Source organism: Ancylomarina sp. YFZ004 (genome assembly GCF_054254355.1).
The window spans coordinates 734,203-759,524 of the sequence record NZ_JBTCHQ010000001.1 but is presented as its reverse complement, the minus strand read 5'-3'; the positions used below and the strand labels follow the sequence as shown (position 1 = coordinate 759,524).

Genomic DNA, 25,322 nt, shown 5'->3' with positions numbered 1-25,322 from the left:
TTAAAAATATATTTGTCTATATCTCTTACCATTATATTTAATTATATTCAGTATGATATCTCTGATTGCATGGTCAAGAACAAAATAATTGATATACATTTCCTTGTACGAGTCACCAAATTTACCCTCATGTACAGCTGAATTTCTTTCAGTGCTAATTAAGCTTCTCAACTGATCAGTTAATTCAACATTAGCATATTTAAACAGCTCAGATAATTTTTCTTTGGTTTCATTTTTGTTTATTCTATTTAGAACTCCAATTTTAGATTGAAATGTATTGTAATCATTTTTTGTTGAGAAATTATTTTTGTATTTACTTGTGGTCTTTATTAGATCTTTTTTTAAGTCTGAAAAGATTTCTTCATTAAGCAAGACCTTTTTTTCGTAATTATTTTCAAGATTAGATAATCTTGAAGCTAATTTTTCTAGAACTGTGATAAGGATATAATATCGTTCTTCAATTTCTACAGATTCTGCATTTATAATATTTAGAATAGCATTTGTTAAGTCGAATTTTATATTTTCTTCAATAAAACTATCAAAAGAGTTTATTAGTAGTGTTTTGACAGTATTGTTCGATCCAGAGACCTTTTTATTGATAGATAAATATCTATTATTTATAGGTTTCTTTTTTTCCCTAAAGGAATATATTCTTTTCATACTACTATCAACAAATCCATTCTGGTTTTTAGAGGTATATTGTCCAAATAATTCTGAGCGTACTTTAATGTTTCCGTTATTTGCGAGTGTCAAGATTGAGAGTAAATCCCTCTTGATTTTATAATATGATTTTAACGCAAGATTATTATTTTCTTTAAATGTGAATTCAAGAATAATGTTATCATTTATTGCATTTTTATAAAAAACAAGATTAAAGTTATTTACCACTTGATCAATATTATTACACACTAGTTGAGAAGTGTAATGATCAAATTCAAAATCAAAAAAATCAGTTACTTTTTCTCCACTTCTATATAACTTCTTTTGGGTATGGTCTGCTAAAAATAAATTAAGTCCTTCTAACTCTATGTATTCAATATTTTGCTCTATTTTGTTTTCTACTTCATTATTATACATTGAATCATCTTCTGATATTAATTCAATGTATCCATTACATTCATAAGCTATCTTAGAGTTTTGTGAAGATTTTAAACTAGCTACGGATAGATTTGTTACCGTTATTTGTTCATTCTTATCAGTTTTGCCAGTAAGCTCATGATCATCAACCATGCACCTTTCATCTTGAAAATATTGTTCTTTAAAAGATTCATTTAATAAATAGACTTCAAAGTAATATATTCCATTTATATAATTGGTGATGCTAAATTTAATACGACTCTCACAATTAGTTTTATTATTTTTAATTTTACCATCAATAATTCTATATTCGGTTCTCATCTTTTATGTATAAAATTGATTATCCTATGAACTTATTATATTTCTGTATGGAATAGTTTTAAGAAGATATTTGGTTCTTATGTTCGCTCATTGAATCTACAAAACAATAAGAATTATCCAAAATCTTCATCATGATAATTATGGTTAACTATATGAAGCTTCTATTATAGATAACAAAAAAACGCCTCCGATTTCTCGAAGGCGTTCGTTCTATATTTAAACAGTAATTGCTTACTGATTATCGCTATATAATTCTTTCAAACGATTCGCCATGTTTTCTGCAATAACTTCACACTGATTGTAATCTTTATTAGCAGGAGCACAAAGTGCTTCAGCAGGATCAGCAACAACTTCCCACTTAATTGCTTCGGCAAATTTGCTTAGTGTACGAACACCTCCGCCACCCCAGGCTTTCGATCCGAAAATACCTAGAACGTGGTTTTTAACGGCCATATTCTGCAATTCGTGAACTAGGGTCTCCATAGCTGGGAAAAGTCCACCATTGTAAGCACAAGATCCTAAAATAACACCACGGAAACGGAAAATATCGTTTATGATGTAAGAAGGGTGTGTTTTGGAAGCATCATGAATTCTAATTTTTTTGATACCACGCTTAACCAATTGGCGAGCAATATTGTCAGCCATTTTCTCAGTATTACCATACATTGATGAGAATACAATCACAACACCTTCGTCAGTTTCGTACTTACTCCATTTGTCATATTTTGCAATGATATCAGCAACATGCGTTCTCCAGATAGGACCGTGAGTGGCACAAATCATTTTAATATCTAGTCCAGCTAATTTCTTAAGTGCTTGCTGAGTAGGGCTACCATACTTACCAACAATATTTGAGTAGTAACGGCTGATTTCTTCTTCAAGATATTCAAGATCCAACTCGTCGTCGAAAATACTACCATCTAAAGTACCGAAAGCACCAAAGGCATCACCAGAGAAAAGAATCCCCTTTGTTGATTCGAAAGTGACCATAGTTTCAGGCCAGTGCAACATTGGAACCATTGCAAAGTTCAGCTTGTGCTCACCCAAATCGATAGTGTCACCTTCTTTAACCTCAAGTAAGTTTTCAGAAATACCATAAAAACCTTTCAACATTGGGAATGTCTTCTTGTTCCCAACAATCTGCATATTAGGGTAACGTTCAGTTAATGAACGAATCGATCCTGAATGATCAGGCTCCATATGGTTCACAATTAGGTAATCTGCTTGACGACCATCCAATACCGCTTCGATATTATCAAGGTACTCATCCATAGCCCCTTTTTCAACGGTATCAACAATTGCTATTTTCTCGTCAACAATAACATACGAATTGTATGCGACTCCTTTAGGAATAGGCCAATAATTTTCGAAAAGATGAGTTCTTCTGTCGTTACATCCTACCCAATAAATTTTATCGCTAATGTTAACTCTGTTGTGCATGCTTAAAGATTTATATGTTTTGAATATTGTTTTCGTTTCTCACTTGAAATCGAGCATGAATGAGGTGATTATAAGACCAGTTAATCATGCTTGTTCCAAAGCACAAAAGTAATATTATTTTTTTTTCTGAAAAGGATAAAAATGTCTTTTATCAAGAATCGAATGAATGAGGGCGAGTGTAAGGTGTTGGTAATTAGCGTGTATTTGTTGCTTGATCTTATTTATAAGCTTAATGAATAAGATTACTGCTGCATCAGGCGTAATAAAGATTGTCGATTTAAGATTTTAATCTCACGACGATTGACTTCAATCATGCCTTCTTGCTCCATTTCTTTAAGACTACGAGCAAAGGATGGGCGAGTAACACCAAAGAATTGTGCCATCTCTGCCTGAGATTTCGGAAGTTCTATTTTCTCTTTATCAGGTGCAGCTTGCTTTAATATGAAGTTGGCCAGTTTTCCCTTTATAGTCTTAAAACTTAAAAAGAGAAGCTTTTGAGCTAAGAATTGAGAACGATTTGATATGGAATTAAGATAGTTAACCAAGAAAACTTTGTTGTCCTGAAAGAGCTCAATGACTGATTGTTTATCAAGGAAAAAGATTTCTACATCAGCATTGGCGGTAACATTCACCGGAAACTGATTTTTCTGTCCAAAAAGAAAAGCTGAAGCAATAGGGTAGGGTGCCATAATATCTTCAATCTTAATCGTTTTCCCAGAAGGATCGAGCATCTCACCTTTAACACTTCCCTTAAGAACGATCATTAAGTTTTCACAACGATCTTCGCGAAAAGCCACCATATCGCCTTTTTTATATTTACGAATACGGTATTGTATCTTTTCGATAATAAGCTCCATTTCTTCAGCTTCTATGCCTCTAAAAACGGGTGATTCTATAAGTTGTTGACTAAGCATTTTTAATTTTTCTAAATTCAAGACTAAGATATCTTTATTTTTTTATTCGTAGGCCTGAGGAAATAAAAAAAGCGACTCATAATTAAATGAATCGCTTTGTATATCTAGTTTCGATTAGAATTCTAGTTCGAATACTGATCGATTATCAATTTGATTGCTCGCTGACAGGCAGGGCAAAATTTATCGTGACGCGTAAACATGATACAGTTAGAAGCACTACGATATAAACCTTTAGATTTGTATTGTGCCCCTTCAAAAGCACCAACTTTACCACTGTGTTTCATATTAGCCAATAGCTCATCATCCCATGTTCTTTTCTTGATGAAGAAGTCTTCCATCACCTTTTCGTCAACCTTGGCTTTACGCATTTCTACACGTTTTTTCTGAACGGCAATACTGTGCTCGTCATACTTCTCTTTTTCCCATGGCGTTGGAATTGGTGTGCCAGGTGTTACAATATCTTTCCACTTGATGGTTTCAGGATCAGTATTGGCAGTTACATTCAACTCCCAAGGTTCCATATGCTCAGCATCCATTTCGTAAGCCGTTGCTGATGTATAATATTCGTCAGCCAGGTCAGCGAAATGATGCCCAAACTCGTGTACAAATAAGTACTCCTGGAATGCATTATTAACCGCTGCAGTTATATATAAGTTGTAAATACCGCCACCACCATAAATGGAATCGTTCATCAGAATTGCAGTAAATTCGTAAGGAACGGCAGCCGCAGCATTGCGAATAGTTTTGTTATCGTATCCTAGAGCATATCGTTCAGAATCAAAAGCACCATAAGTTACTGAAAGGGCAGAACGTGTATGAATATCCTGATGAGGATGATTCACCCCTGAATCTGGAGATGGTGTTTCAACAGCTCTGATTGAGAACTTATCTTTGAAAGAAGCGTATGGCTCTGTGTTTAAAAGAACTTCAGCAAAACGCTGAGCATCTTTCTTAAATTTAGCCATATCTTTCTTAGCGTAACCTTCACCCAATACCACTATGTCAACTTGCTTTTCAGGCTTACCATTTACCACAATATCAATTGTATTGTAATGATTTGTTACTGGATTGGTAAAGGCACGGTGATGCTTAGGATTTACCTTATATGTCCAAACTGGATCGAATCCATTTTTGATATTTCTTTTTAAAATGGTGACATTTACGTCCTCTTTAGGCCAAGGAAAACGAAGTGATTCGTGGAAACTTCCCCACTCATTATCAGCCTCAGGTGTTGTTTCCCACTCGCCATAAATACTTGCAAAGCCACGTGAATAGAGCAGCTTGCCTGTTTTGATATCTTTTACTTCGAAAAAATATTTGCCTAACTTCAATTCATCAAGCAATACGGTTTTACTTCCTGCCCATTCGCCATCATTTACCATTTGGTCGAAGGCAAAATGTTCTTCTCCTGAATTTCCAACATGATTGTAATCCAATCGCATGGTAGCAGAAGTAAAATAATCTGCATATTGTGCCTGTGCAAAAATGGAGATTCCCATTAGCATCAAGGCAAATACAAAAATCTTTTTCATAGTGTCAGTGTTTAGCTTAGTATTTCTTTAGCTGCACAAGATAATCAATATCTCTTTTAGGAAAGATGCTTAATGTCATAAACCTGTTTGTTCCATTTTTTTTGAGATGTGAATTATCTGAATAATAAAAAACATATTCTCTTAAATTATGATGGATCTTTTTGAGGATATTTTAATTTTGTCGAATATTGGATTAACTCGTATAAATTATCATACTTTTATGTGAAATTGATCTGAAACTGATCTATCAAATGACTTATTGAAAATGAATTACATCTTATTTCCATTTAAACTGATATACAAAATTTACTTTTTACTCTATTTTGTATTGACATTAGTGCTATTTTATCCACTATTCAAGTTTTTCCTATCTAAGAAAGAACGCTTTCCAGCAGCTTTTAAAATAATTAGAGTCTATGCCAGAGTATGGTTATATGGATCAGGTATTTATTTAAGAGTTAAGGGGAAAGAGAATATTCTTAGAGATCAACCCTTCTTAATTTGTTCTAATCATACTTCATTCCTCGATCCTGCACCTTTGTATGCGATTTTCGATCAGCGCTTTGTGTTTACAGGTAAAAAGGAAATTGAAAAATGGCCTCTCTTCCATATTTTTTATACTTCAGGGATGAATATATTGGTTGATAGACATAACAGAATAGGAGCCTTAAAGAGTTTTAAAGCGATGATGGATGTGGTAAAGGATGGGCATCCTTTGGTTATTTTACCAGAAGGAACTATTCCCCCCAATGCACCACAACTTGGCGAGTTTAAATCAGGGGCGGTATCAATTGCGATTAAAATGGGCATTCCAATTTTGCCAGTGACCCAAACGACCAACTGGAAAAGATTGCAACGAAGTAGTTTATTTAAAGGAAATGCTTGTCCAGGTGTTGCTGAGGTTGTCATTCATCCTCCTATTTCAACCGAAGGATTGACAAAGATGGATACTGAAGCTTTACAAGAAAAACTTAAGGCCATAATCAATCAGCCTTTGCATGAGAAATATGGCGTTTAAGGCCTTGTTTTATAGATTGAAAAGAATATAAAAAGGCTTGTCCTTGAGTGTAAAACTTAGGATCAAGCCTTTTTTATAATTTGATGATTGATTTAATCAATAGTTCGGTCTAATTGACTTCGATAAGGTTTATATCAAAAATTAGAACAGCACCTCCAGGAATATCACCACGACCGTAAGGGCCATATGCTAGATGAGAAGGAATTAAAAGCTTGCCTTTACCACCTTCTTTAAAATAGGGGATACCTTCTGTCCAACCTTTTATAACCTCTTGTAATTTTTTTGTATAACTCTCTGATTTATCAAAGACTTGATGATTTCTGAAATAACCTTTGTAGGCTACTGTAACTGAAGAGCTCGCATCAGGTTGAATACCCGTTCCTTCTTCTTCAATCACGTAATATAACCCAGTATCAGTCTTTTGTGCTTCAAGCTCATTATCTGTGATATAGTTTATGATATCGTTCTCGTTTTTACTTTTATATAGGGATTCTATATCATCGTATACTTCTATAAGTTGAATATCAAAAATAAGGACAGAACCTCTAGGGATTGTACCATTTTTAGAATTCCCATATGCCAGATGAGCTGGTATTAAAAGCTTACCACTACCACCTTCTTTAAAATAACTGATACCTTCTGTCCATCCTACGATCACTTGTTGTAAGTATGTGTAAATACCATTTGAATCGCTTTCATCAAATACGTCTCCATTTGTAAGATAGCCTTTGTATGATACATTTACGTATGAATTTGGATTTACATCTTTTCCAGTTCCAGGCTCATCAATCACATAATATAAACCAGTGCTACTCTTTGTTGCATCTAGCTTGTGTGTTTCTATATATTCAATAATATCATTATCGTTTTCTTCGATGTAATTTGTTTCTTCGTCTTTGCTACATGAAACAAAAAGGGCAAAAATTAAAATAAGTAAGTTGTATTTCATTTATTCATTATTTATTGAGCAATCCCAAGGGCTTGTTTCATATCCAAATGTTTTTGAGAGGGAGCAAATATTGCAAAAATTAAGAGATTTACTTATTGATCTTTTTTAGGGGAGAAGACGAAGTGGGTTTTAATTTCAATTTCCATGTGAACTCATTTTTTGTCAATTATTCTCTTGATTACTTTTTCTGGAGATAACTCTGTTTCGAAATATTCTCTTGCATTTTTTTTGAGAGTATCACTAATTTTCTTTGAGGAGATTATTTTTTCTAATTTTTTTGTGATGTCTTGCTCTGACCCGCTAGTGAACATGATATGCTTATTGTCAATTAGATTTTGGGGAAGTATTCTTGATATTGGAGTTGAAATTATGACTTTTCCGGAGCATAAAAATTCTGCTAATTTCCATCCGTGGCAATCAGTTACAGCTGGTGTGTTAAATACTACTGATGAATGCTTCAACTTATTAATATAAGTATTCATTTTATCTCGAGATTTCATTATTAATTCATCAAAACCTTCAACATCATTTCTAACTCGTGGAGCAAAACCTCCTTCAAATTTAATATCATGATGATTTTTGCAAGCTCTTATAAAATTAGCTCTAAAGGTGTTCGTTTTTATTTCTTTTTTCCATAATGAAGCAGCAAAATATATATAGCCATCTTTGTTAAAATTAGGGAAATAGTCATTTAAGGTTGGACGATTTAATAAAGCTTTATAGTCTGATAAAAATCTTCTTTTATTTGGAATTCTGTAATAAGATCTAATAAAATTAATTGCTGCTAAAATAATTGTTTTAGTTGGGGAATAAATCTTTATACCGAAACTAGGGCCTATGGGAATGATTTTATTCTGATTAGTTTTTGAATTTTCAACATTTATTTTGCCATAAACATCTGACCATTCTAGTGCTGATTCATCTATGACCGAGCGATCTGCAAAATCAATTATTATTTTGGTTAATTCCTTTTTTTCTTTTATAACAAAAGCAAAAAAATGATTGTTATGTTTGAATATATCAAAATATTTATTAGAGAATCTAATATTTCTTTTTCCGAAATAATCTTGTAATCCTTTAATATAATATGATGAATATAATATGTCACAAGATGAATCTACGATTATTTTCATATTTTGTATTTTATCTGTTGGTTTGGTTGATGTCCTTTTTTATGCACTTTATTTGGTTTTATCCTCTTCTATATCATCATAAATTTAGATTTTATCTGTTCAATATAATGTCATTAAAGCTTTCTTTTTTTGCTAGACATTGACGCAGTTCTGAGAGTTTAGCCGACTGCGTCCCTTTTGTTTATAGATCTTTAATTTAAACTTATTCAAGTTATTAAAAATTAAATAATAAACAAAATGAAAATTTTTGAACAAAATATACTAGCGTAGTAGACTAGAATTACACCACTTAGAGAATGGTTTAAATGTTAGTTTTAAATCAACTCCACGAATAAAACTTGTCAATCCTATTCAATACATTTAAGAGAGATATTTATGAACAATCAATACATGTTTTTTTTAAAAAAAATATTTTTAAAGATGATTCTTCTTTTAAAAATATTAACACTTTTATTACGAGAATTAAACCAAACTAAAATAAAGTCAGATTGAGACCAGAATTCAAATATGAGAAAGAGGTAGCAGGAACTGCTAATGCAATAAAAACGAAAAATGGAACAATATCGTAAGATTTATCTCATTTGTATGTTAATGGAAAAGCTTCTATTGCTGAAATCGTAAAGCAATCTAAAGTTAGTCAGCCTTTGGTTGCTTCATTTGTTGATGATTTGCTAGGTTTTGGCATTATTCTCAATAATGGTATTTGAGAATCAAAAGGAGGAAGACGCCCAAATCTTTATTGTATTAACCCCGAATACCAATACTTTTAGGTGTCGATATCAATTTGCATACACTTACAATTGCACTTTTTGATTTAAATTATACGCTTGTTCTGAGAGAAGAATACAAAAAAAATGATTTAAATTATTCATCAGAATATACAGATATGTTGGTTGCAAAAGTCAATGATATACTTCTGAAAATGTAAATTCCTCCAGCTAATTTTCTGGCAATGGGTGTATCTATTCCAGGTTTAGTTGATGCTGAAAGTGATATCACCTTCACACATTTGTCATTTGCTAAGGAGGGATTAGCAATTTATCTGAGCAATAAACTTGCTTCCTCTGTTTTGTTGGATAATGATGCAAGGTTAATGGCTTTGGGTGAAAAAGCTTTTGGAAAGGCAAAGGGGAAAAAGATGTTTTGTGTTTGAATCTAAGCAATAGAATCGGTTTGGGGATCATCTTAAACGGGCAATTGTATTCTGGTAAAAATGGTTTTGCCGGAGAGTTTGGACATACCCCGATCGATCCGGATGGGGACTTGTGTTATTGTTGGAAGATAGGTTGCTTGGAAACTCTAACCTCTAACGAGATTTTAGTTCGAAACATTAATAATGCTCTTGAAAAAGGACAGGTAAGCTTGTTAAGTAATAAGAAAGATAAAAATCTATCAGTTGATTTGAAAGCAGTTATTGAAGGCGATCAATTTGCTATCGATTAGTTGAATAAGATGGGTGAGTATTTGGGTAAAGGTTCAGTGAGTCTATTTCATTTACTTAACCAGAGATGATAATTATTGGAGGAAGATTGGCTCATACAGGAAAATATATTTCAGATCCTGTGAATATGGCTATGAATAAATACGCAATGGATAGAATCAGTTATGAAACAGAGCTTGTTTATTCTGAATTATTAGATAATTCAGCACTGATGGGAACCTTGTCCAATGTAATGAATGAAGTATTAAGAATAAATTAAAAATTTGATATGAAACCGATACTATTAGTACTTGCAGCTGGAATGGGAAGCCGATATGGTGGATAAAAGCAAATTGACCCAATTGGGCCTTCTGATGAAACGATTATTGATTATTCAATTCATGATGCGATTGCAGCCGGTTTTGGTAAAATCGTTTTTGTTATACGTGAAAGTTTCGAAAAGGAATTCAAGACACTTTTTATTGCAAAACTTGTAGGTGAAATTGAGGTTGTTATTCATCCTCCAATTCCTACTGAGGGATTGACAAAGAAGGATACTGAAGCCTTACAAGAAAAATTAAGGCCATAATCACTCAGCCTTTGCATGAAAAATATGGCGTGTAAGGCTATACTTTTTAGATTAAAAAGAATATAAAAAGGCTTGCTCTGAAGTGAAAACTTAGGAGCAAGCCTTTTTTATAATTTGATGATTGATTTAATCAATAGTTAGGTCTAATTGACTTCGATAAGGTTTATATCAAAAATTAGAACAGCCCCTCCAGGAATACGACTATTACCATAAGGACCATATGCTAAATGAGAAGGAATTAAAAGTTTGCCTTTACCACCTTCTTTAAAATAGGGAATACCTTCCGTCCAACCAGCTATAACTCCATTTAAAGGAAAAGAAATACCATCTTCATCACTTTCGTCAAACACATATTTGTTGGTGAAATATCCCTTATAAGCAACAGTAACATCTGAACTGGCAGTAGGTTGTAAGCCAGTTCCTGGCTCTTCAATCACATAAAATAAGCCCGATTCAGTTTTTTGTGCGACTAATTCATTATCAGTTATATATTTTTTGATTTCAGCTTCATTTTCGACTGTATAATCTTTAGGTATTGTTTCCTTTAAATCTGATTCGCATGATACAAAAAGGGTAATAATCAAAATAAGTAAGGTGTATTTCATATCTAATTGTTTTTTTTGTGCGGTCAAATATAGGAAAATATCATTGCTTTCAAGGAAGTGTGTAAATAGATTAGAATGATAAAAAAGTAGACTGTTTTTTCAATAATATATAATTGAAGGAGGTTTATAACAGTTAGTTTATAAAATAATAAGCGGCTATTTACCAATAATGGTAAATAGCCGCTTATTATTTTGTGGTTTTTTATTTAGATCTATTTCATCGTACTTCTAACAAAAGAAATATAATGAAGTTGTTAACAAACTTATGATGTTATATTTTGCTCAAGTTTCATCAATAAATCATATACTATTGAAACTCCTTGAGTTGAATCAAGTAGTGAGTCAGGAGTAATGTTTCCTAATGCCTCATTTTCAGTTTCAATCCAATTTAAAAAAATAGCTTTAGTCCCAAAGATTGCAATACCTTTTTTTAAGAGTTCCTTCATATGAATATCGTTTTGTTTTATTGTTCTGATTATAAAAAAGGCTTGAAATACTTGTATTGACTTAGAATACAATATCTACCTAATTATTTATTGAAATTATTTTCGTGCAATTAGCTTTTAATGATGCAGGATAAAGTTCTTAAAGTAATTTGAAAAATCAAAGAATAATTTATAATACTATATTACTAAAAATAGAGTGATTATTCAAGTTAAATTATCAAAATATTCTTTAAAATAATGCATTATTTGTTTTCTTTTTTTGATGATTAAGTCTGATTGTTAATATTTCATTTATTTAGGAATGATAGGTTGTCTTAAACTAATATAAAGAGTTCGAATGCTATGTATTGCTTATTAAATTTATCAGTATGTTTATTTGTAATTGTTTTATAAACTCTTCAAAGCATCAAAATATATTAGAATTTAAATTAATAGGTATTAACAATACTCCAACTTGTTAAATCATGTTAATTTGTTAGTTTGTCCGGTCAGATATCATATTCATCAAATGGGATCAAAATATATTCTTCATATCTAAATAAAAGGCCATAAATTTAATAATCCAGAGCACTAGAACTTATTTTACTATTGTGAAAGGTAGCGTTAAGATATGTTTATATTCTTTCAAAATACGATCCTATACTCTCTCTCATTCCATTTGGGAACTACTGTCGATTTTACTTTTTTTTTCAGAATATGTGAAGATGATGATAAGGCGAAGAAAAAAAAAATACTGGGAAACAGATTCAAGAAAACTTATTACTGATCTAGAATTAGAAGATAAATTTCATTTCAGTGAAGATTTAAAAATAAGTTTTGATACGGCTTATTTTATAATGGATGCGTGTAATTTAAATGTTGTTTGGACTAGTAAGAAAAGCATCGAAATATTAAATCTTCCTCCTGTAGTACCTGAAGAGTATACTTTTCTAGAACACATAGTCGAAATTATCCATCCAGAAGATATATCCAAAATTGAGACTTATCTCGATCTTGCTCGGCAAGAAATAGGTTTTACTTTCTCCGAAATACTAAGACTTAAACATTCTGGTGGTAACTGGAGAGATGTTTATATGAATATTGTAGTTGGAACCAGATATCCCAATAACTTCCCAGAACAATTATTTGGGTGTATTATTGATTTAACTGACCAGTTGAATAATAGGCATAGAAAAAAGGCTGATTCTCCTGATTTAAACTCTAATAATGAATTAGAATTGATAGCATCTCTCACTAAACGAGAAATGGAGATCCTTAGATTAATTGTTAAAGGTTTTACCGATAAAGAAATAGGTGTAGAATTGAACATTAGTTACTATACTGCTGATACTCATCGAAAAAACATCATTAACAAATTAAAAGTCAAAAATACCGCTTGTCTTGCATTCATCGCTGGAAAAATTGGAATCTTCTAGTAATAATTAAACAGCTAGTTTTGCCGAACTCTTATCTTATTTAGTCTATTTAAGATAGTAAATCTCTTCTGAAACTCACGAGTTTTCACTTTTTAAAGAAATATATTGTTCACTTGGAGGCTTCTTTATAAATAAGAAACTATAGAGCAATATCTATTAAAATACCTCTTTTCGGGTATTGAAGTTCATTCGAAAGCATCATAGCTTTACTAGTGCAGTCTTAAATTTATTTATAGGAATATTTAAGAATGTGCGATTTTGTAGGCTCATTTATAGAATAATGGGACTGAAAGAGCGAAGCTGTGTCAAATACCTCTCAATTTAGATAGATTTTGATTTCGCTTATCTGATTATTTCTACACCATAAACTATCAACCATTGAAAGTACTCAAAAGAACATATAGATGGTATGCCATTTACACACGATCTAGGTCGGAAAAAAAAGTGTATAAAGAGCTCTTAGAAAAAGGGATTGAGACCTACTTGCCTCTTAAAAGAGAAATGAGAGTTTGGAGTGATCGTAAAAAATGGGTAGAAACACCCCTGTTTAGTTCTTATATATTTGTTAGAGTTAGTGAGCGTGAATATTACGAGGCTTTAAGTTCAGCTTGGGCAGTAAGATATGTCTGTTTTGGGGGAAAAGCCGTACCTATTCCTGATTCTCAAATTGAGTCCCTCAAACTCTTCCTAGAAGATATAAAAAGAGATGTTGAACTTTCTTCTACGAGTTTGAAAAAAGGAGATCATCTTGAAGTAACAATCGGGCCATTGAAAGGTGTTAGAGGTGAACTTCTACAATTGCGTGGTCAGAATCGTATCGTGCTTCGTTTTATTAGCCTAGGTTGTTGTGTGCATGCTAATATTTCTATGGATGAAGTCAAACGCCTAAAAACACAAGTAGAGCTAAATTATAGCGAAAACTAGCTTGATTTTTTTTATCCTTTAATCTGAACAAAGCTGGAACAAGACTAGACCTAGTTTGGAACAAGCTTGGGTAAAGCCATCGATGATATAAAGTAGATAGGGGGGCTCTAGTATAGTTTGAATATCATTTATCCATTTATATCAGGATAAAAGCAATCAAATATTTTGATTGTAGATTAAACGATACACAAAGTAAACTTTCTTGTCTAAAATTCAACCTATTATCGAATAATCATTCAGGACTTTTTTTATAGAATTTTATTATTACATAAGTCGGGAATTAGCCTATTTCTGATTATATCAAAAGATTATGGCAAGTATCAAAGACAAATTATTGACTGGACTTGTTGGACCTGTGATTATTTCTCATCGCTATGGTAAAACTTATATCAGGAGCAAGCCAAGTAAGGTGAAAAATCCTCGAACTCCGGCACAGATGAATCAGCGAGGAAAATTTAAGGCTGCAAGTCGATTTGTGAGTCTAAATTTAGATGATCTAATAAGGCCGTATTGGAATCCTGAGGGTAGACGTAACTCAATGAGTGGACAAAATTTATTTTGCAAACTAAATACACATGCTTTCGATTCTGAAGGTTATCTCGATATCACGAGACTAAAGTTGACTACGGGTAATTTAGGTGAGATTATTAATCTAAGGTTAGAGATGGCAGGCGATACGTCTATTCATTTTATTTGGAGCAATAATTCTCGTGATAAGAAAACAAGCGAAGAGAATCAGTTCAAACTCTTTGGGATGAATTTAGATTTAGCTGTAAAAGAGTTACCCTGTCATGCGATACGAAAGCACGAATCATTTGTGATGGATTTAAATAAATATACTTTTTCTTACTTATTCTGTTTTTTCTGGAATCCACAATTACAATTAGCATCCAGTAGTAAATGGATTGATTGTACTTGATGATATATCTGATTTGAAATTATTGAGGAGAAGAAATATATTAATTCTAAAATTGATAGTTACTATGGAAAAGAAATCATATCAAGTAGAAATTAATAAACTTATTGAAATTGGAAATTATATCTATAAGCAACTTGGCCACGGTTGTCAAGAACACGTTTATAAAAAGGTTTTGGAACTTGAATTAGAGCTAAGAAATATCCCTTTTTCTAGAAGAAATGGTTCAATGCTAAATATTAAAAATGAAAAGGAGAAGTTTTTGTGTTTTGATAAGATTGTGGTTGGATTAGACACACATTCATTTTTATCAGAAGAGCAAGAAAATTTATTTATGAACAGCTTAAAAGATATTGATGCCCCTGTTGGTCTACTTTTCAATTTTGGCTATGAGAATCTTCAGTATATAAAAGTAGGTGGACAATGTGTGTTGCAATAGGGTAAATTTTGAACAGGGAACAATACTAATTTTCAATAATTAAAATATGGATAATCCTTTCGATCCTGGTTATTTTACTGAATCTGAATTACAAAATGCAGGTTTTAAATCAATAGGTGAAAATGTAAAGATTTATAAAAATTCTACAATAGTAGGACTAGCTAATATTTCTATTGGCAATAATGTAATCATTGATTCTTATTGTACAATTATTGCGACCGGAAAAGGTGAATTGAATATTGGTTCTTTCGTTCATATTGGAGGTTACTGTTTTCTTGCTGCAGGAGATGGGATTTTCATCAATGATTTTAGTGGTTTATCGCAAGGGGTTAAAATATATAGCAGGTCTGATGATTATTCGGGTAAATACCTTACTAATCCAACAATTCCTGAAAAGTATAAAGGAGTTTATAGAGGTGCTGTAAGGATTGAGTCTTATGTAATAATTGGAGCGGAATCTGTTATATTACCGAATGTTACTATAGGAGAAGGTTCTTCAGTTGGGGCATTATCTTTAGTTAGAAATAACTTGCCAGAATGGGGAACGTTTTTTGGGAATCCAATAAGACGATTAGGTTCTCGATCTAAAAATCTATTAGAATTTCAAAGAGAATTATTGAAGGAGAATAACCAAGGGCTTAATGGTCTTGAATAGATAAATATTATATGTAATAATACAAAGATAACTTAAATAATTAATATTATGAATAATGACGGGATGGTGAAAGAGAAGCTACATCACTATGTTAGCGAAGCAACATTTTCCAACAAAAATGATATAAAGTCTGAAACCCTACTTTTTGAGGAAGGACTTTTTGATTCAATGGGACTTTTATTTCTAGTTGATTTTATTAGAGATGAGTTTCTTATTGAGACCAAGGATGATGAGTTAGTCGTAGAAAATTTCGCATCTATAAATAGTATTTCTGTGTTTATTTTAGATAGACTCGAAGTTAAAGAGTCCTGTGAATTAGTTAAATCTCAAAAATAATTATGTGTGGTGTAGTTGGCTTTTATCCAAATCTAAAGACAAACAATTCAGTTGATGTTTTAAAGTGTATGCTTACACGAATAAAACATCGGGGCCCTGATCAAAGTGGTATTGTATTGACCAATGACATAGGTCTTGGGAGTGTACGTTTAAGTATCCTAGATCTTGATAATGGACGTATGCCTTTATCAAATGAAGATGATACTCTATGGATCGTTTTTAATGGAGAAATATTTAATCATCTGGAATTAAAAAAAGATCTAGAAACTAAAGGTCATAGTTTTAAGACAAGTACTGATACAGAAGTTGTATTGCATTTGTATGAAGAATATGGTGTAAAGTTTTTAAGTAAATTGAATGGTCAGTTCGCTATCGCAATTTGGGATACATTAAATAAAGAGTTATTTCTTGCCAGAGATAGAGTCGGTATAAGGCCTTTATTTTATTCAAAGCTTAATGGTGGGATTGTATTTGCTTCTGAGATGAAAGCTTTGTTTGAACACCCTAATATTGAAGCTCATATTTCTCCAATTGCGTTAAGTCAAGTATTTACATTTTGGACTACTTTGTCACCGCTCACAATCTTTAAAGATATTTTTGAAGTACAGCCTGGCCATTATATTTTAGCAAATAGCAATGAGATTAAAGAAGAAAAATATTGGGAGTTACCTCTATGTAAATCTGATGAATACCTAGATATAACACTTGAAGAAGCTATTCAAGAATTTCGTAATCTTTTTTCGGATGCAGTTAAAATAAGATTGAGAGCTGATGTTCCAGTTGGTGCTTATTTAAGTGGAGGTCTCGATTCAAGTGTGACAACATCATTCATAAAGGAGAATAATCAAAAAAAACTACAAACCTTTTCTTTGCAATTCTCCGATAAAGAGTTTGATGAGTCGGATTTTCAGCGTGAAGCCGTTAATTTTTTTAAAACGGATCACAATAGTATTAAATGTGGGAGCAATGATATATCCCAAATATTTACAGATGTAATTTGGCATTTGGAGACTCCAATTTTAAGAAGTTCTCCTTCACCAATGGCAATGCTGTCAGGATTGGTTAGAAAGAATGACATAAAGGTTGTTATTACTGGAGAAGGTGCTGATGAACTATTGGGAGGTTATAATATTTTTAAAGAGGCTTTAATCAGGCAGTTTTGGGCCAAAGATCCAAAATCCAAGTATCGACCATTACTATTAAAGAGATTGTATCCTTATATGCCACAACTGAATGGGGCAAAATCTTTGAACTTATTCTTTTCTTACAAACTAACTGAAACGGACTCGTTAGTTTATTCACATTTACTGAGGTGGAATAACACATCTAGAATACAAAAATACTTTTCAGATAATTTAAAAATTGAACTTGATAATTATTATCCTGTTGAAGAGTTGGAAAGAAGTCTAGAAGAGAAATTTAAAGATGTAGATCTTTTATCAAGAGCACAGTGGCTTGAAATCAAATTATTCATGTCAGGATACTTGTTATCCTCTCAAGGTGATAGGATGGCAATGGCAAACTCAGTTGAAGGGAGATATCCATTTTTAGATCATCGAATTATTGAGTTTTGCATGAGGCTTCCATCCGAATTCAAGCTTAAGTGTTTGGATGAAAAAATTTTGTTGAAAAAAATGATGGCAGGGAAATTACCAGAGCAAATTTTAAATAGACCAAAACAAGCTTATAGAGCTCCCTCCATAGACAATATTGAATCTGATTACACAAAGGATATGTTATCAGAAAAACGAATTCAAACGACAGGCATTTTTAATTATAATATGGTTAATAAACTCGTCTTAAAAATGAATTCTAAAAAGAATATTTCAGAAGTTGATAAAATGGCTTACATGGGAATTTTATCAACTCAGATTTTGGATGATTTGTTTGTGAAAAAACATAGAAATAAATTAAATAAATCGGATTTAATTGATTGTAAACTAACTCTATTGAAATAAATTTGATATGGAAACAAAAACTAATTTTTTTTCAGAAGATATCTTGTATCTTGAAAATGCTGAATTGATTTGCAACGAAATATGTGAAAAACTTAGGGCTGATGTTAAGAATCAACTCAAGAGAAGAGGTGCTGTAATAGGAATTAGTGGAGGGATTGATTCTTCAGTTGTATTTGCTCTTACAACTCGTGCATTAGGTAAGGAAAATGTATTAGGGGTGTTAATGCCTGAAAGAGATTCAAGTCCAGATAGTTTAATGCTAGCACAAAAATTGGCAGATAAATTTGGTGTTAAAACCATTGTTGAAGATATAACACCAGCACTTGATGGTTTTGGGTGTTATCAACGAAGGGATGATGCCGTTTTAAAAGTTTTTCCAGAATTTAATCCTTTAAAGGATAAAGTGAAGATTGAGATTAAACAGAATATTTCACAAAATATCCCTTCAATATTTTCATTGACTATAGTTAGGCCTGACGGATCTGAAGAAAGTAAACTTTTGCCATCTAAGGAATATTTACAAATCGTAGCTTCAACTAATTTTAAGCAGCGCAGTAGAATGTCCATGCTGTACTATCACGCTGAAAGACTTCATTATGCAGTTGTAGGAACTCCGAATAAGCATGAGGTTGAGCAAGGTTTTTTTGTCAAATATGGTGATGGAGGAGCTGATGTTATGCCTATAGGACATCTTTATAAAACTCAAGTTTATCAGTTAGCCGAATATTTGGGTGTACCTCAAGAGATCATTGACCGTACTCCAACAACAGACACATATAGTGCAGAACAAACACAAGAAGAATTCTTTTACCAAATGCCTTTTCACCAAATGGATCTTCTGTGGTATGCATGGGAAAATCGATATAATATTAAAGATGTCGCCAATGTTTTCCATAAACCGGTAGATGAAATTCATAATATTTTTAAAAATTTTGCTAGAAAACAGAAAACTACTGAATATCTACGCTTAGCACCTATTTTTTGATTATTATTTATTTTAAGAAAGGAATAAAATGAATGTTGTTGACTATTTATTTTCAAACTCAAGTACGCTTGAAAAGGATCTTGTAATTGGACCAAAGGAAAGCATATCGTATAGGCAAATATATCAGGATAGTTTAAGGCTCGCCAATTATCTGAAAAATGAACAAGGAGAGGAACAGCATATCATATTAGCCAGTGAAAATTCTGTTTTTTTTATTACTGCATATTTGGGAATTCTTAAATCTGGTAATATTTGCATTCCAATCGATCCAACAATCGATCAAGAGAACTTAAACTATATTATAAGGTCAACAGAAAGTAAGTGTATTTTTTGTTCCAATATATTTAATAAGCTTGTTTCATCTTCTGGAATAAATCGAATAGATGCAAGTCAACTTGATGATATAATTAGAAATCAAAGCATATCCGAATTAACTTTTTCTGGAGCTTTTGATCAAAATAGGACGGCTGAAATTTTGTTTACATCAGGGTCGACAGGAACTCCCAAGGGCGTTATTATCAGTCATCAGAATATTATTGCAAATACCAAGTCCATTATTGGTTACCTGCATCTAGGGATCTGGGATATTATGGGAGTGGTTTTACCTTTCTACTATTGTTATGGTTTGTCTTTATTGCATACGCATATTAAGGTTGGAGCTTCATTAGTACTCATTAATAATTTTATATTTCTAGCTTCAGTTATCACTAACCTTAAGAATTACGGATGTACTGGGTTTGCAGGTGTTCCAAGTCATTTTCAAATTCTTTTAAAAAAGTCTCAAACATTTAGGAAGACTGAATTTCCAAAACTTAGATATGTTACTCAAGCAGGTGGGAAGCTTCACAATATGTTTATTGAAGATTTCATTAATACTTTTCCAGAAATAGATTTTTTTGTCATGTATGGACAGACTGAAGCAACCGCACGTTTATCGTATTTACCACCTGACAGATTAAAAGAAAAGATAGGATCTATTGGCAAATCAATACCCAATGTATACTTGAAAGTAATTGATGAGAAGGGAGCAGATGTGAAAGTTGGTGAACATGGAGAAATTGTTGCAAAGGGTGATAATATTATGCATGCTTATTTTAATGATACAGAAGGGACTGAATCTGTATTAAAAAATGGATGGTTACATACAGGTGACATAGGAAGGATAGATAAGGATGGTTATATTTTCTTGGAAAGTCGAAAAAAAGAGATACTAAAAGTAGGCGGGAATAGAGTAAGTCCTAAAGAGATTGAAGAAGTTATTTTATCTGTTCCTGATGTTGTTGATTGCACGATTATAGGGATTTATGATGATTTACTGGGCGAAGCTATTAAAGCTAGTATTGTTTTGAAAAACACTAGTGATGAGACACAAATGAAGGAGCTAATCCTAAGAAAGTGTCATGAAAAACTTCAAATACATAAGATCCCTCAAGTTATAAGTTTCGAAAAACTGATGAGAGTTAGTTCAACTGGAAAGAAAATAAAACCTCATTCTGTTATATAAATAATTGATATTTTAGATAGGAAAAATAAAACGTCTTAACACCAAACTATACACCAATGAAATTTTCTAAAATTTTAGTTCTTCTACTATTATTCTCAGTTGTTGCTTGTATACCTCAGAAGAAGATAATTTACATGCAAGACGTGAGTGATAAGAAAAAATATATTAACCTGTATACAAGAGCTATTGAGGTTACTGAAGCTTATAAAATTCAACCACGTGATTACATCTATATAAGGGTTTTAACACCTGATGAGGCTGTCGCTAGTCTCTACAACCTTAATGCAGGCCAAATAAATGTTGGCAACATGAGAGACCCAAGTAGTATGAGGTATCAGAGTTATCTAGTTTCTGATGATGGTGAAATTGATTTCCCTTATATAGGACAAATACAGGTGGTTGATTTGACAGTAAAACAAATTAAAGCCAAAATGCAGAAAATACTTAAAAACCACATCGATACTTTTACACTTCAGGTTCAATTAACCCATACGCAGTTTACAATTTTGGGTGAAGTGAATGAGCCTGGACAATATAATATGAGTAAGGATCAACTAACTATTTTTGAAGCTATTTCAATTGCAGGAGACTTAACAATATATGGAAAAAGGAAGAAGGTGAGAATTGTTCGTCCTTCAACTGAAGGCTCTAAGATAATAACGATTGATTTATCGGATTTAAATCTTGTTGATAGTCAAAACTATTATATACAGCCTAATGACCTTATTTATATTGAGCCTGTTAAAGCTCAAATGTGGGGATTCGGGGAATCTTTCTCATTAAGTTTAATAACAAGTCTGATTACCTTCTTTTTATTGGCAAATTCACTCAAATAATTGATTGTAAAATATTAAAAGTAATTATGAAATTTATGTTTCAATCTATAAGCAAAGATCATGTATCATTCAAATAACAAGAGTACTTACGAAAATGATGATGTATTCAGTATTGAGAATGAATATAAGTCAGAAAAACCAAATGTTATGAAATGGATTTTTCTTTTATATAATAAATGGTATTGGTTTGTTGGTTTCATAATTTTGGGATTATTATCCGCCTTTATTGTAAATCGGTATACAACTTTAGTTTATAAAGTGGAATCTACAGTTTTGATTAAGAGTGAAATTCATGGGAATGTGTCAGAAGAGATGGCTATGATGAGTGGTTTTTCTACTCCAGATATGCAGAATTTCCAGAATCAGATAATTATTTTAAAATCTGAATCCCTGATTATGCATGCTTTAGAACAGCTTGATTTTAATGTCAGCTATTATTCTAAAGGTAAATTAAAGGGGACGCAGAACAACTCTTTGAAAATTTTACAAGTGATTAAACAAGCTTTATTTTCGAAGGAAAAGTATCGGGAAGAGGAGTTGTATTTAGATAAACCTTTTCAGATAGTTTTAGATAAGACCCATGTTCAGCCTATAGGAGTGAAGTTTTATCTTGAAAGAAGCAGTAATGGGGATTTAAATTTGGTTGCCCATGGGGAAAATGTGGTACTTCATGATTTTTTTGATAAGCAGGATGTAGGAGAGCTTACTTCTTTTAAAATGAATGAACAGGTGGAAATTGGTAAGAGAATAGAAGGAGAACATTATGCGTTTACGATTAAATCTGACATATCAAATTTAGATGAAAAATTAAAAGAAAATAATGTTTTTTTTCTTATTCGTGATAACAAACGTATCGTTAATGATTTTAAGAATATTAATGTTTCGTTTGTAGCCCAAGGAGCCTCTATTGCCTATATGTCGACAACGGGTACTTGCCTGGGGAAAACCAAATCTTTTCTGAATATGTTGATGGCTGTTTGGATTCAGAATGGTTTAGATCAAAAAAATCAGATTGCCAATAATACAATTTCTTTTATCGATCAACAACTTTATGGTTTGGGAGATACCTTAGGTCGTATGGGTGCAAAGCTTCGAAACTTCAGAACTTCTAACAAAGTGGTCATGCCTACAGTTCAATTGGAGGCTGCTTACCTTAGATTACAGGAAATCGAGGCTGAGATCTTAGTATTGCAAACTCAAGCTTCTTATTTCAAACGTTTGCGAGGATACTTGAATAAACGTGAGGATTTTAATAAACTGATTTCACCAGTCTCAGTGGGGATTAGGCAAAGTGTTTTGACTGATTACATTACTCAACTAGGAGAAGTAAGAACTGCTCTTTTTCAATACAAGGGCAAAGTAAAATTAAATAATCCTTATTTAGAAAGACTGCTACGTCAGGAAGCAACAATACTAGCATCATTGTATGAAAATATTAATTCTCAAGAGGAATATATCAATGATCAAGAGACGGTTTTGAAGAAACAAAAAGTCAGAATATCCAGGGAGCAAAATTTATTACCAGGTAAGGAACAGCAGTTTATGAATATTCAACGTAATTATGACTTGACGAATGATCTGTATACGCTCCTTCTTGAGAGGAGGGTAGAAGCTCAAATTCAAAAGGCATCAAATTTACCTGATAGTGAGATCATTGAGCCTGCATCTTTTAAGGCAATACTTCAACCTATGACTATGTTTATTTTTATAATAGGTGGATTGATTGGGTTCATGATTCCAGGTCTTTTCTTGTTTTTACGTGAATTATTTAACCATAAGGTTCAGTCTGAAGAAGATTTGGAAAGAATAACGACTGTTCCTATCATTGGTAATATTGCTTTTAGTAAGAAAGATGGCGATATTTTGACACAAAAATATCCAAGTGCACCTATTACAGAAGCTTTTCGATCCTTAAGAACTCGACTTGATTATCTTAAAAATGGAAGTGACAAACAAACCATACTTGTTACTTCTTCGACTACAGGTGAGGGGAAATCATTTTGTTCAGTTAATATAGCTGGCATACATGCTCTTGCAGGAAGAAAAACGATTCTGCTTGGTTTTGACTTAAGAAAACCTCAATTAGGAGAATATCTAGGTGTTTCAGAAGAAGTTGGAATTACAAGCTATTTAAATGGAAAGAATACTCTTGAAGAAGTCATTCATCATTCTAAATATAAAAACTTAGATTGTATAGTTGCCGGTCCCATACCGCCAGATCCAGCTGAAATAGTGGGTTCTAAAGCAACTGCTATCTTATTCGAGGAGTTAGAAAAACGATATGAATGTATCGTGATAGATACGAGTCCAATGGGGATTGTAACAGATGCTTTATTGTTGACGCCATATGCAAGCACAAACATTTTCGTTGTTAGGCATCAGTTTACTAATAAACTGTTCTTTAAGCGGAATATGAAAATATTGAGTGAGGCTAACATTCATAATGTTGGTCTGGTTATGAATGGTGTTAAAATGCAAAAATACGGGTATGCCAATAGTTATGCATATGGATATGGCTACAGTGTTGCTGATCTGTAGTTCTTCTTTTTAAGATTGGATCTTGTCAGATTCGTAGAAATAAATCACATTACTTTTAATTAACTACCACAAAACTATTCTTAATTATGAATATTATAAATCGTAAGATTGCAGTGATAGGACTTGGGTATGTCGGGCTACCACTTGCTGTTGAATTTGGTAAGAAATACATAACTGTTGGTTTTGATATTAATACTACTAGAATTTCGGAACTAGAAGTTGGTAATGATAAAACTTTAGAAGTTAATAAAGAAGAGTTGTTATCATCGGAATTATTAAGCTATACAAGTAATGAAGAGTTGCTTAAGCAATTTGATGTATTTGTTGTGACTGTTCCAACTCCTATTGATAAGAATAAACGTCCAGATTTAACACCATTGATTATAGCTTCAGAAATTGTAGGTAAAGCCTTGAAAAAAGGGGATGTCGTTATTTATGAATCAACAGTATATCCTGGTGCAACAGAAGAAGATTGTGTTCCTGTTTTAGAGAGGTATAGTGGTTTGGTATTTAATAAAGATTTCTTTTGTGGATATTCACCAGAACGAATAAATCCTGGAGATAAGGTGCATACAGTTACTAAGATTCGGAAGATTACATCTGGTTCAACCATTGAAATAGCTGAATTTGTAGATCGATTATACGCTTCAATTATAATAGCTGGAACCTATAAAGCATCTTCCATAAAGGTGGCTGAGGCTGCAAAGGTGATTGAAAATTCTCAACGTGATATAAATATTGCTTTTGTAAATGAATTATCAGTGATTTTTAGTCGATTGGGAATTGATACCCACGAGGTTTTGGAAGCTGCTGGTACCAAGTGGAATTTTTTACCATTTAAGCCAGGATTAGTTGGAGGTCATTGTATTGGTGTTGATCCTTATTATTTGACTCAAAAAGCTCAAGAGGTTGGTTATAACCCCGAAATTATTTTGGCTGGTCGTAGATTGAATGATAGAATGTCTGCTTATGTTGCCTCAATGGTAATTAAGGAAATGATTCGGAAAAAACATCGAATTTCTGATTCTAGGATTTTGATATTAGGAATTACTTTCAAAGAGAATTGTCCTGATATTCGTAATTCTAAAGTGATAGACCTTATTCATGAGTTCAAAGATTTTGGATGTGATGTAGATGTATATGACCCTTGGGCAGATAAGCAAGAGGTGGAAAATGTTTACGGATTGAGTTTGATATCACAAATCAATGGTGATAAATATGATGCCATTGTTTTGGCGGTTGCACATTCTGAATTCGAGGATTTAGATTATCCTGCTTTTAGGAATGGTTCTAATTCTGTAATTTATGATATAAAAGGAGTTCTTCCAAAGGAGTTAATCGATTGTCGTTTATAATTTGAATAAAGTAAGTT

General features: G+C 32.3%; 22 protein-coding genes and 1 pseudogene. 15 read left to right on the top strand and 8 right to left on the bottom strand.

Annotation, left to right across the window (positions count from 1 at the left end; genetic code table 11):
* The 4 genes from ACXR6G_RS03135 to ACXR6G_RS03120 all read right to left on the bottom strand — a co-directional run bounded on the left by ACXR6G_RS03135 (position 1) and on the right by ACXR6G_RS03120 (position 5,284).
* Positions 1-1,398, bottom strand: coding sequence for a hypothetical protein (locus tag ACXR6G_RS03135; protein WP_458359935.1), 1,398 nt, complete (start codon positions 1,396-1,398; stop codon positions 1-3).
* Between the two features lie 231 nt (positions 1,399-1,629).
* On the bottom strand, positions 1,630-2,838 hold the full coding sequence (locus ACXR6G_RS03130) for an FprA family A-type flavoprotein (protein WP_458359934.1): 1,209 nt from the start codon (positions 2,836-2,838) through the stop codon (positions 1,630-1,632).
* Positions 2,839-3,080: 242 nt separating this feature from the next.
* Complete coding sequence (locus ACXR6G_RS03125) at positions 3,081-3,752, bottom strand: Crp/Fnr family transcriptional regulator (protein ID WP_458359933.1); 672 nt, start codon at positions 3,750-3,752, stop codon at positions 3,081-3,083.
* Between the two features lie 122 nt (positions 3,753-3,874).
* The gene (locus tag ACXR6G_RS03120; protein ID WP_458359932.1) at positions 3,875-5,284 is read right to left on the bottom strand and encodes a M64 family metallopeptidase; all 1,410 of its coding nucleotides are present in this window, start codon (positions 5,282-5,284) and stop codon (positions 3,875-3,877) included.
* Positions 5,285-5,549: 265 nt separating this feature from the next.
* Here ACXR6G_RS03120 and ACXR6G_RS03115 point away from each other — a divergent pair, with 265 nt between their 5' ends.
* Positions 5,550-6,302: a lysophospholipid acyltransferase family protein gene (locus ACXR6G_RS03115; RefSeq protein ID WP_458359931.1), complete on the top strand. Its 753-nt coding sequence runs from the start codon at positions 5,550-5,552 to the stop codon at positions 6,300-6,302.
* A gap of 109 nt (positions 6,303-6,411) precedes the next feature.
* On the opposite strand, the gene ACXR6G_RS03110 is transcribed toward ACXR6G_RS03115, so the two are convergent.
* Positions 6,412-7,251, bottom strand: a complete 840-nt coding sequence (locus ACXR6G_RS03110) for an FKBP-type peptidyl-prolyl cis-trans isomerase (RefSeq protein ID WP_458359930.1) — start codon at positions 7,249-7,251, stop codon at positions 6,412-6,414.
* Positions 7,252-7,403: 152 nt separating this feature from the next.
* Positions 7,404-8,384: a glycosyltransferase gene (locus ACXR6G_RS03105; RefSeq protein WP_458359929.1), complete on the bottom strand. Its 981-nt coding sequence runs from the start codon at positions 8,382-8,384 to the stop codon at positions 7,404-7,406.
* Positions 8,385-9,336: 952 nt separating this feature from the next.
* Between ACXR6G_RS03105 and ACXR6G_RS03100 the strand changes: the two are divergent.
* Both ACXR6G_RS03100 and ACXR6G_RS03095 read left to right on the top strand, forming a co-directional pair.
* Positions 9,337-9,827: pseudogene (locus tag ACXR6G_RS03100) on the top strand (ROK family protein).
* Between the two features lie 65 nt (positions 9,828-9,892).
* The gene (locus ACXR6G_RS03095) at positions 9,893-10,084 is read left to right on the top strand and encodes a hypothetical protein (protein WP_458359928.1); all 192 of its coding nucleotides are present in this window, start codon (positions 9,893-9,895) and stop codon (positions 10,082-10,084) included.
* A 452-nt stretch (positions 10,085-10,536) separates the two neighbouring features.
* Here the strand turns inward: ACXR6G_RS03095 and ACXR6G_RS03090 are convergent, their stop codons facing one another.
* Together ACXR6G_RS03090 and ACXR6G_RS03085 are read right to left on the bottom strand one after the other, a co-directional pair.
* Entirely contained in the window at positions 10,537-10,998 is a 462-nt protein-coding gene (locus tag ACXR6G_RS03090; RefSeq protein WP_458359927.1) for an FKBP-type peptidyl-prolyl cis-trans isomerase, read from the bottom strand.
* 263 nt (positions 10,999-11,261) lie between these two features.
* Complete coding sequence (locus ACXR6G_RS03085) at positions 11,262-11,444, bottom strand: antitoxin Xre/MbcA/ParS toxin-binding domain-containing protein (RefSeq protein ID WP_458359926.1); 183 nt, start codon at positions 11,442-11,444, stop codon at positions 11,262-11,264.
* Between the two features lie 704 nt (positions 11,445-12,148).
* Here ACXR6G_RS03085 and ACXR6G_RS03080 point away from each other — a divergent pair.
* From ACXR6G_RS03080 to ACXR6G_RS03025, 12 genes are all read left to right on the top strand, one after another.
* Positions 12,149-12,859 (top strand): response regulator transcription factor, encoded by a 711-nt coding sequence (locus ACXR6G_RS03080; RefSeq protein WP_458359925.1) that lies wholly within the window; start codon positions 12,149-12,151, stop codon positions 12,857-12,859.
* 378 nt (positions 12,860-13,237) lie between these two features.
* A complete protein-coding gene (locus ACXR6G_RS03075; protein ID WP_458359924.1) occupies positions 13,238-13,783 on the top strand; it encodes a UpxY family transcription antiterminator in 546 nt (181 codons plus the stop codon).
* Between the two features lie 310 nt (positions 13,784-14,093).
* Positions 14,094-14,702: a DUF6266 family protein gene (locus tag ACXR6G_RS03070; protein ID WP_458359923.1), complete on the top strand. Its 609-nt coding sequence runs from the start codon at positions 14,094-14,096 to the stop codon at positions 14,700-14,702.
* Positions 14,703-14,766: 64 nt separating this feature from the next.
* Positions 14,767-15,138: a GxxExxY protein gene (locus tag ACXR6G_RS03065; RefSeq protein ID WP_458359922.1), complete on the top strand. Its 372-nt coding sequence runs from the start codon at positions 14,767-14,769 to the stop codon at positions 15,136-15,138.
* 46 nt (positions 15,139-15,184) lie between these two features.
* The gene (locus ACXR6G_RS03060; protein WP_458359921.1) at positions 15,185-15,793 is read left to right on the top strand and encodes an acyltransferase; all 609 of its coding nucleotides are present in this window, start codon (positions 15,185-15,187) and stop codon (positions 15,791-15,793) included.
* A gap of 48 nt (positions 15,794-15,841) precedes the next feature.
* Positions 15,842-16,129 (top strand): acyl carrier protein, encoded by a 288-nt coding sequence (locus ACXR6G_RS03055; RefSeq protein WP_458359920.1) that lies wholly within the window; start codon positions 15,842-15,844, stop codon positions 16,127-16,129.
* Between the two features lie 2 nt (positions 16,130-16,131).
* Positions 16,132-18,087 carry an asparagine synthase (glutamine-hydrolyzing) gene (gene asnB / locus ACXR6G_RS03050; RefSeq protein ID WP_458359919.1) on the top strand — a complete coding sequence of 652 codons (1,956 nt, stop codon included), beginning with the start codon at positions 16,132-16,134 and terminating at the stop codon, positions 18,085-18,087.
* 7 nt (positions 18,088-18,094) lie between these two features.
* Entirely contained in the window at positions 18,095-19,072 is a 978-nt protein-coding gene (gene nadE / locus ACXR6G_RS03045; RefSeq protein WP_458359918.1) for an NAD(+) synthase, read from the top strand.
* 28 nt (positions 19,073-19,100) lie between these two features.
* On the top strand, positions 19,101-20,576 hold the full coding sequence (locus tag ACXR6G_RS03040) for a class I adenylate-forming enzyme family protein (protein ID WP_458359917.1): 1,476 nt from the start codon (positions 19,101-19,103) through the stop codon (positions 20,574-20,576).
* 56 nt (positions 20,577-20,632) lie between these two features.
* Positions 20,633-21,412: a polysaccharide biosynthesis/export family protein gene (locus tag ACXR6G_RS03035; RefSeq protein ID WP_458359916.1), complete on the top strand. Its 780-nt coding sequence runs from the start codon at positions 20,633-20,635 to the stop codon at positions 21,410-21,412.
* Between the two features lie 60 nt (positions 21,413-21,472).
* A complete protein-coding gene (locus tag ACXR6G_RS03030) occupies positions 21,473-23,950 on the top strand; it encodes a polysaccharide biosynthesis tyrosine autokinase (protein WP_458359915.1) in 2,478 nt (825 codons plus the stop codon).
* A gap of 86 nt (positions 23,951-24,036) precedes the next feature.
* Entirely contained in the window at positions 24,037-25,305 is a 1,269-nt protein-coding gene (locus ACXR6G_RS03025; RefSeq protein ID WP_458359914.1) for a nucleotide sugar dehydrogenase, read from the top strand.
* The last annotated feature ends 17 nt before the right edge of the window (positions 25,306-25,322 follow it).

What these genes read in the sequence shown, in the direction of transcription:
- nadE (WP_458359918.1), top strand. Translation starts at nt 18,095, where the DNA reads ATGGAAACAAAAACTAATTTTTTTTCAGAAGATATCTTGTATCTTGAA.
- ACXR6G_RS03065 (WP_458359922.1), top strand. Translation starts at nt 14,767, where the DNA reads ATGGAAAAGAAATCATATCAAGTAGAAATTAATAAACTTATTGAAATT.
- ACXR6G_RS03105 (WP_458359929.1), bottom strand. Translation starts at nt 8,384, where the DNA reads ATGAAAATAATCGTAGATTCATCTTGTGACATATTATATTCATCATAT.
- ACXR6G_RS03090 (WP_458359927.1), bottom strand. Translation starts at nt 10,998, where the DNA reads ATGAAATACACCTTACTTATTTTGATTATTACCCTTTTTGTATCATGC.
- asnB (WP_458359919.1), top strand. Translation starts at nt 16,132, where the DNA reads ATGTGTGGTGTAGTTGGCTTTTATCCAAATCTAAAGACAAACAATTCA.
- ACXR6G_RS03095 (WP_458359928.1), top strand. Translation starts at nt 9,893, where the DNA reads ATGATAATTATTGGAGGAAGATTGGCTCATACAGGAAAATATATTTCA.
- ACXR6G_RS03125 (WP_458359933.1), bottom strand. Translation starts at nt 3,752, where the DNA reads ATGCTTAGTCAACAACTTATAGAATCACCCGTTTTTAGAGGCATAGAA.
- ACXR6G_RS03035 (WP_458359916.1), top strand. Translation starts at nt 20,633, where the DNA reads ATGAAATTTTCTAAAATTTTAGTTCTTCTACTATTATTCTCAGTTGTT.
- ACXR6G_RS03135 (WP_458359935.1), bottom strand. Translation starts at nt 1,398, where the DNA reads ATGAGAACCGAATATAGAATTATTGATGGTAAAATTAAAAATAATAAA.
- ACXR6G_RS03025 (WP_458359914.1), top strand. Translation starts at nt 24,037, where the DNA reads ATGAATATTATAAATCGTAAGATTGCAGTGATAGGACTTGGGTATGTC.
- ACXR6G_RS03110 (WP_458359930.1), bottom strand. Translation starts at nt 7,251, where the DNA reads ATGAAATACAACTTACTTATTTTAATTTTTGCCCTTTTTGTTTCATGT.
- ACXR6G_RS03085 (WP_458359926.1), bottom strand. Translation starts at nt 11,444, where the DNA reads ATGAAGGAACTCTTAAAAAAAGGTATTGCAATCTTTGGGACTAAAGCT.
- ACXR6G_RS03070 (WP_458359923.1), top strand. Translation starts at nt 14,094, where the DNA reads ATGGCAAGTATCAAAGACAAATTATTGACTGGACTTGTTGGACCTGTG.
- ACXR6G_RS03120 (WP_458359932.1), bottom strand. Translation starts at nt 5,284, where the DNA reads ATGAAAAAGATTTTTGTATTTGCCTTGATGCTAATGGGAATCTCCATT.
- ACXR6G_RS03080 (WP_458359925.1), top strand. Translation starts at nt 12,149, where the DNA reads ATGATGATAAGGCGAAGAAAAAAAAAATACTGGGAAACAGATTCAAGA.
- ACXR6G_RS03130 (WP_458359934.1), bottom strand. Translation starts at nt 2,838, where the DNA reads ATGCACAACAGAGTTAACATTAGCGATAAAATTTATTGGGTAGGATGT.
- ACXR6G_RS03115 (WP_458359931.1), top strand. Translation starts at nt 5,550, where the DNA reads ATGAATTACATCTTATTTCCATTTAAACTGATATACAAAATTTACTTT.
- ACXR6G_RS03055 (WP_458359920.1), top strand. Translation starts at nt 15,842, where the DNA reads ATGAATAATGACGGGATGGTGAAAGAGAAGCTACATCACTATGTTAGC.
- ACXR6G_RS03060 (WP_458359921.1), top strand. Translation starts at nt 15,185, where the DNA reads ATGGATAATCCTTTCGATCCTGGTTATTTTACTGAATCTGAATTACAA.
- ACXR6G_RS03030 (WP_458359915.1), top strand. Translation starts at nt 21,473, where the DNA reads ATGTATCATTCAAATAACAAGAGTACTTACGAAAATGATGATGTATTC.
- ACXR6G_RS03040 (WP_458359917.1), top strand. Translation starts at nt 19,101, where the DNA reads ATGAATGTTGTTGACTATTTATTTTCAAACTCAAGTACGCTTGAAAAG.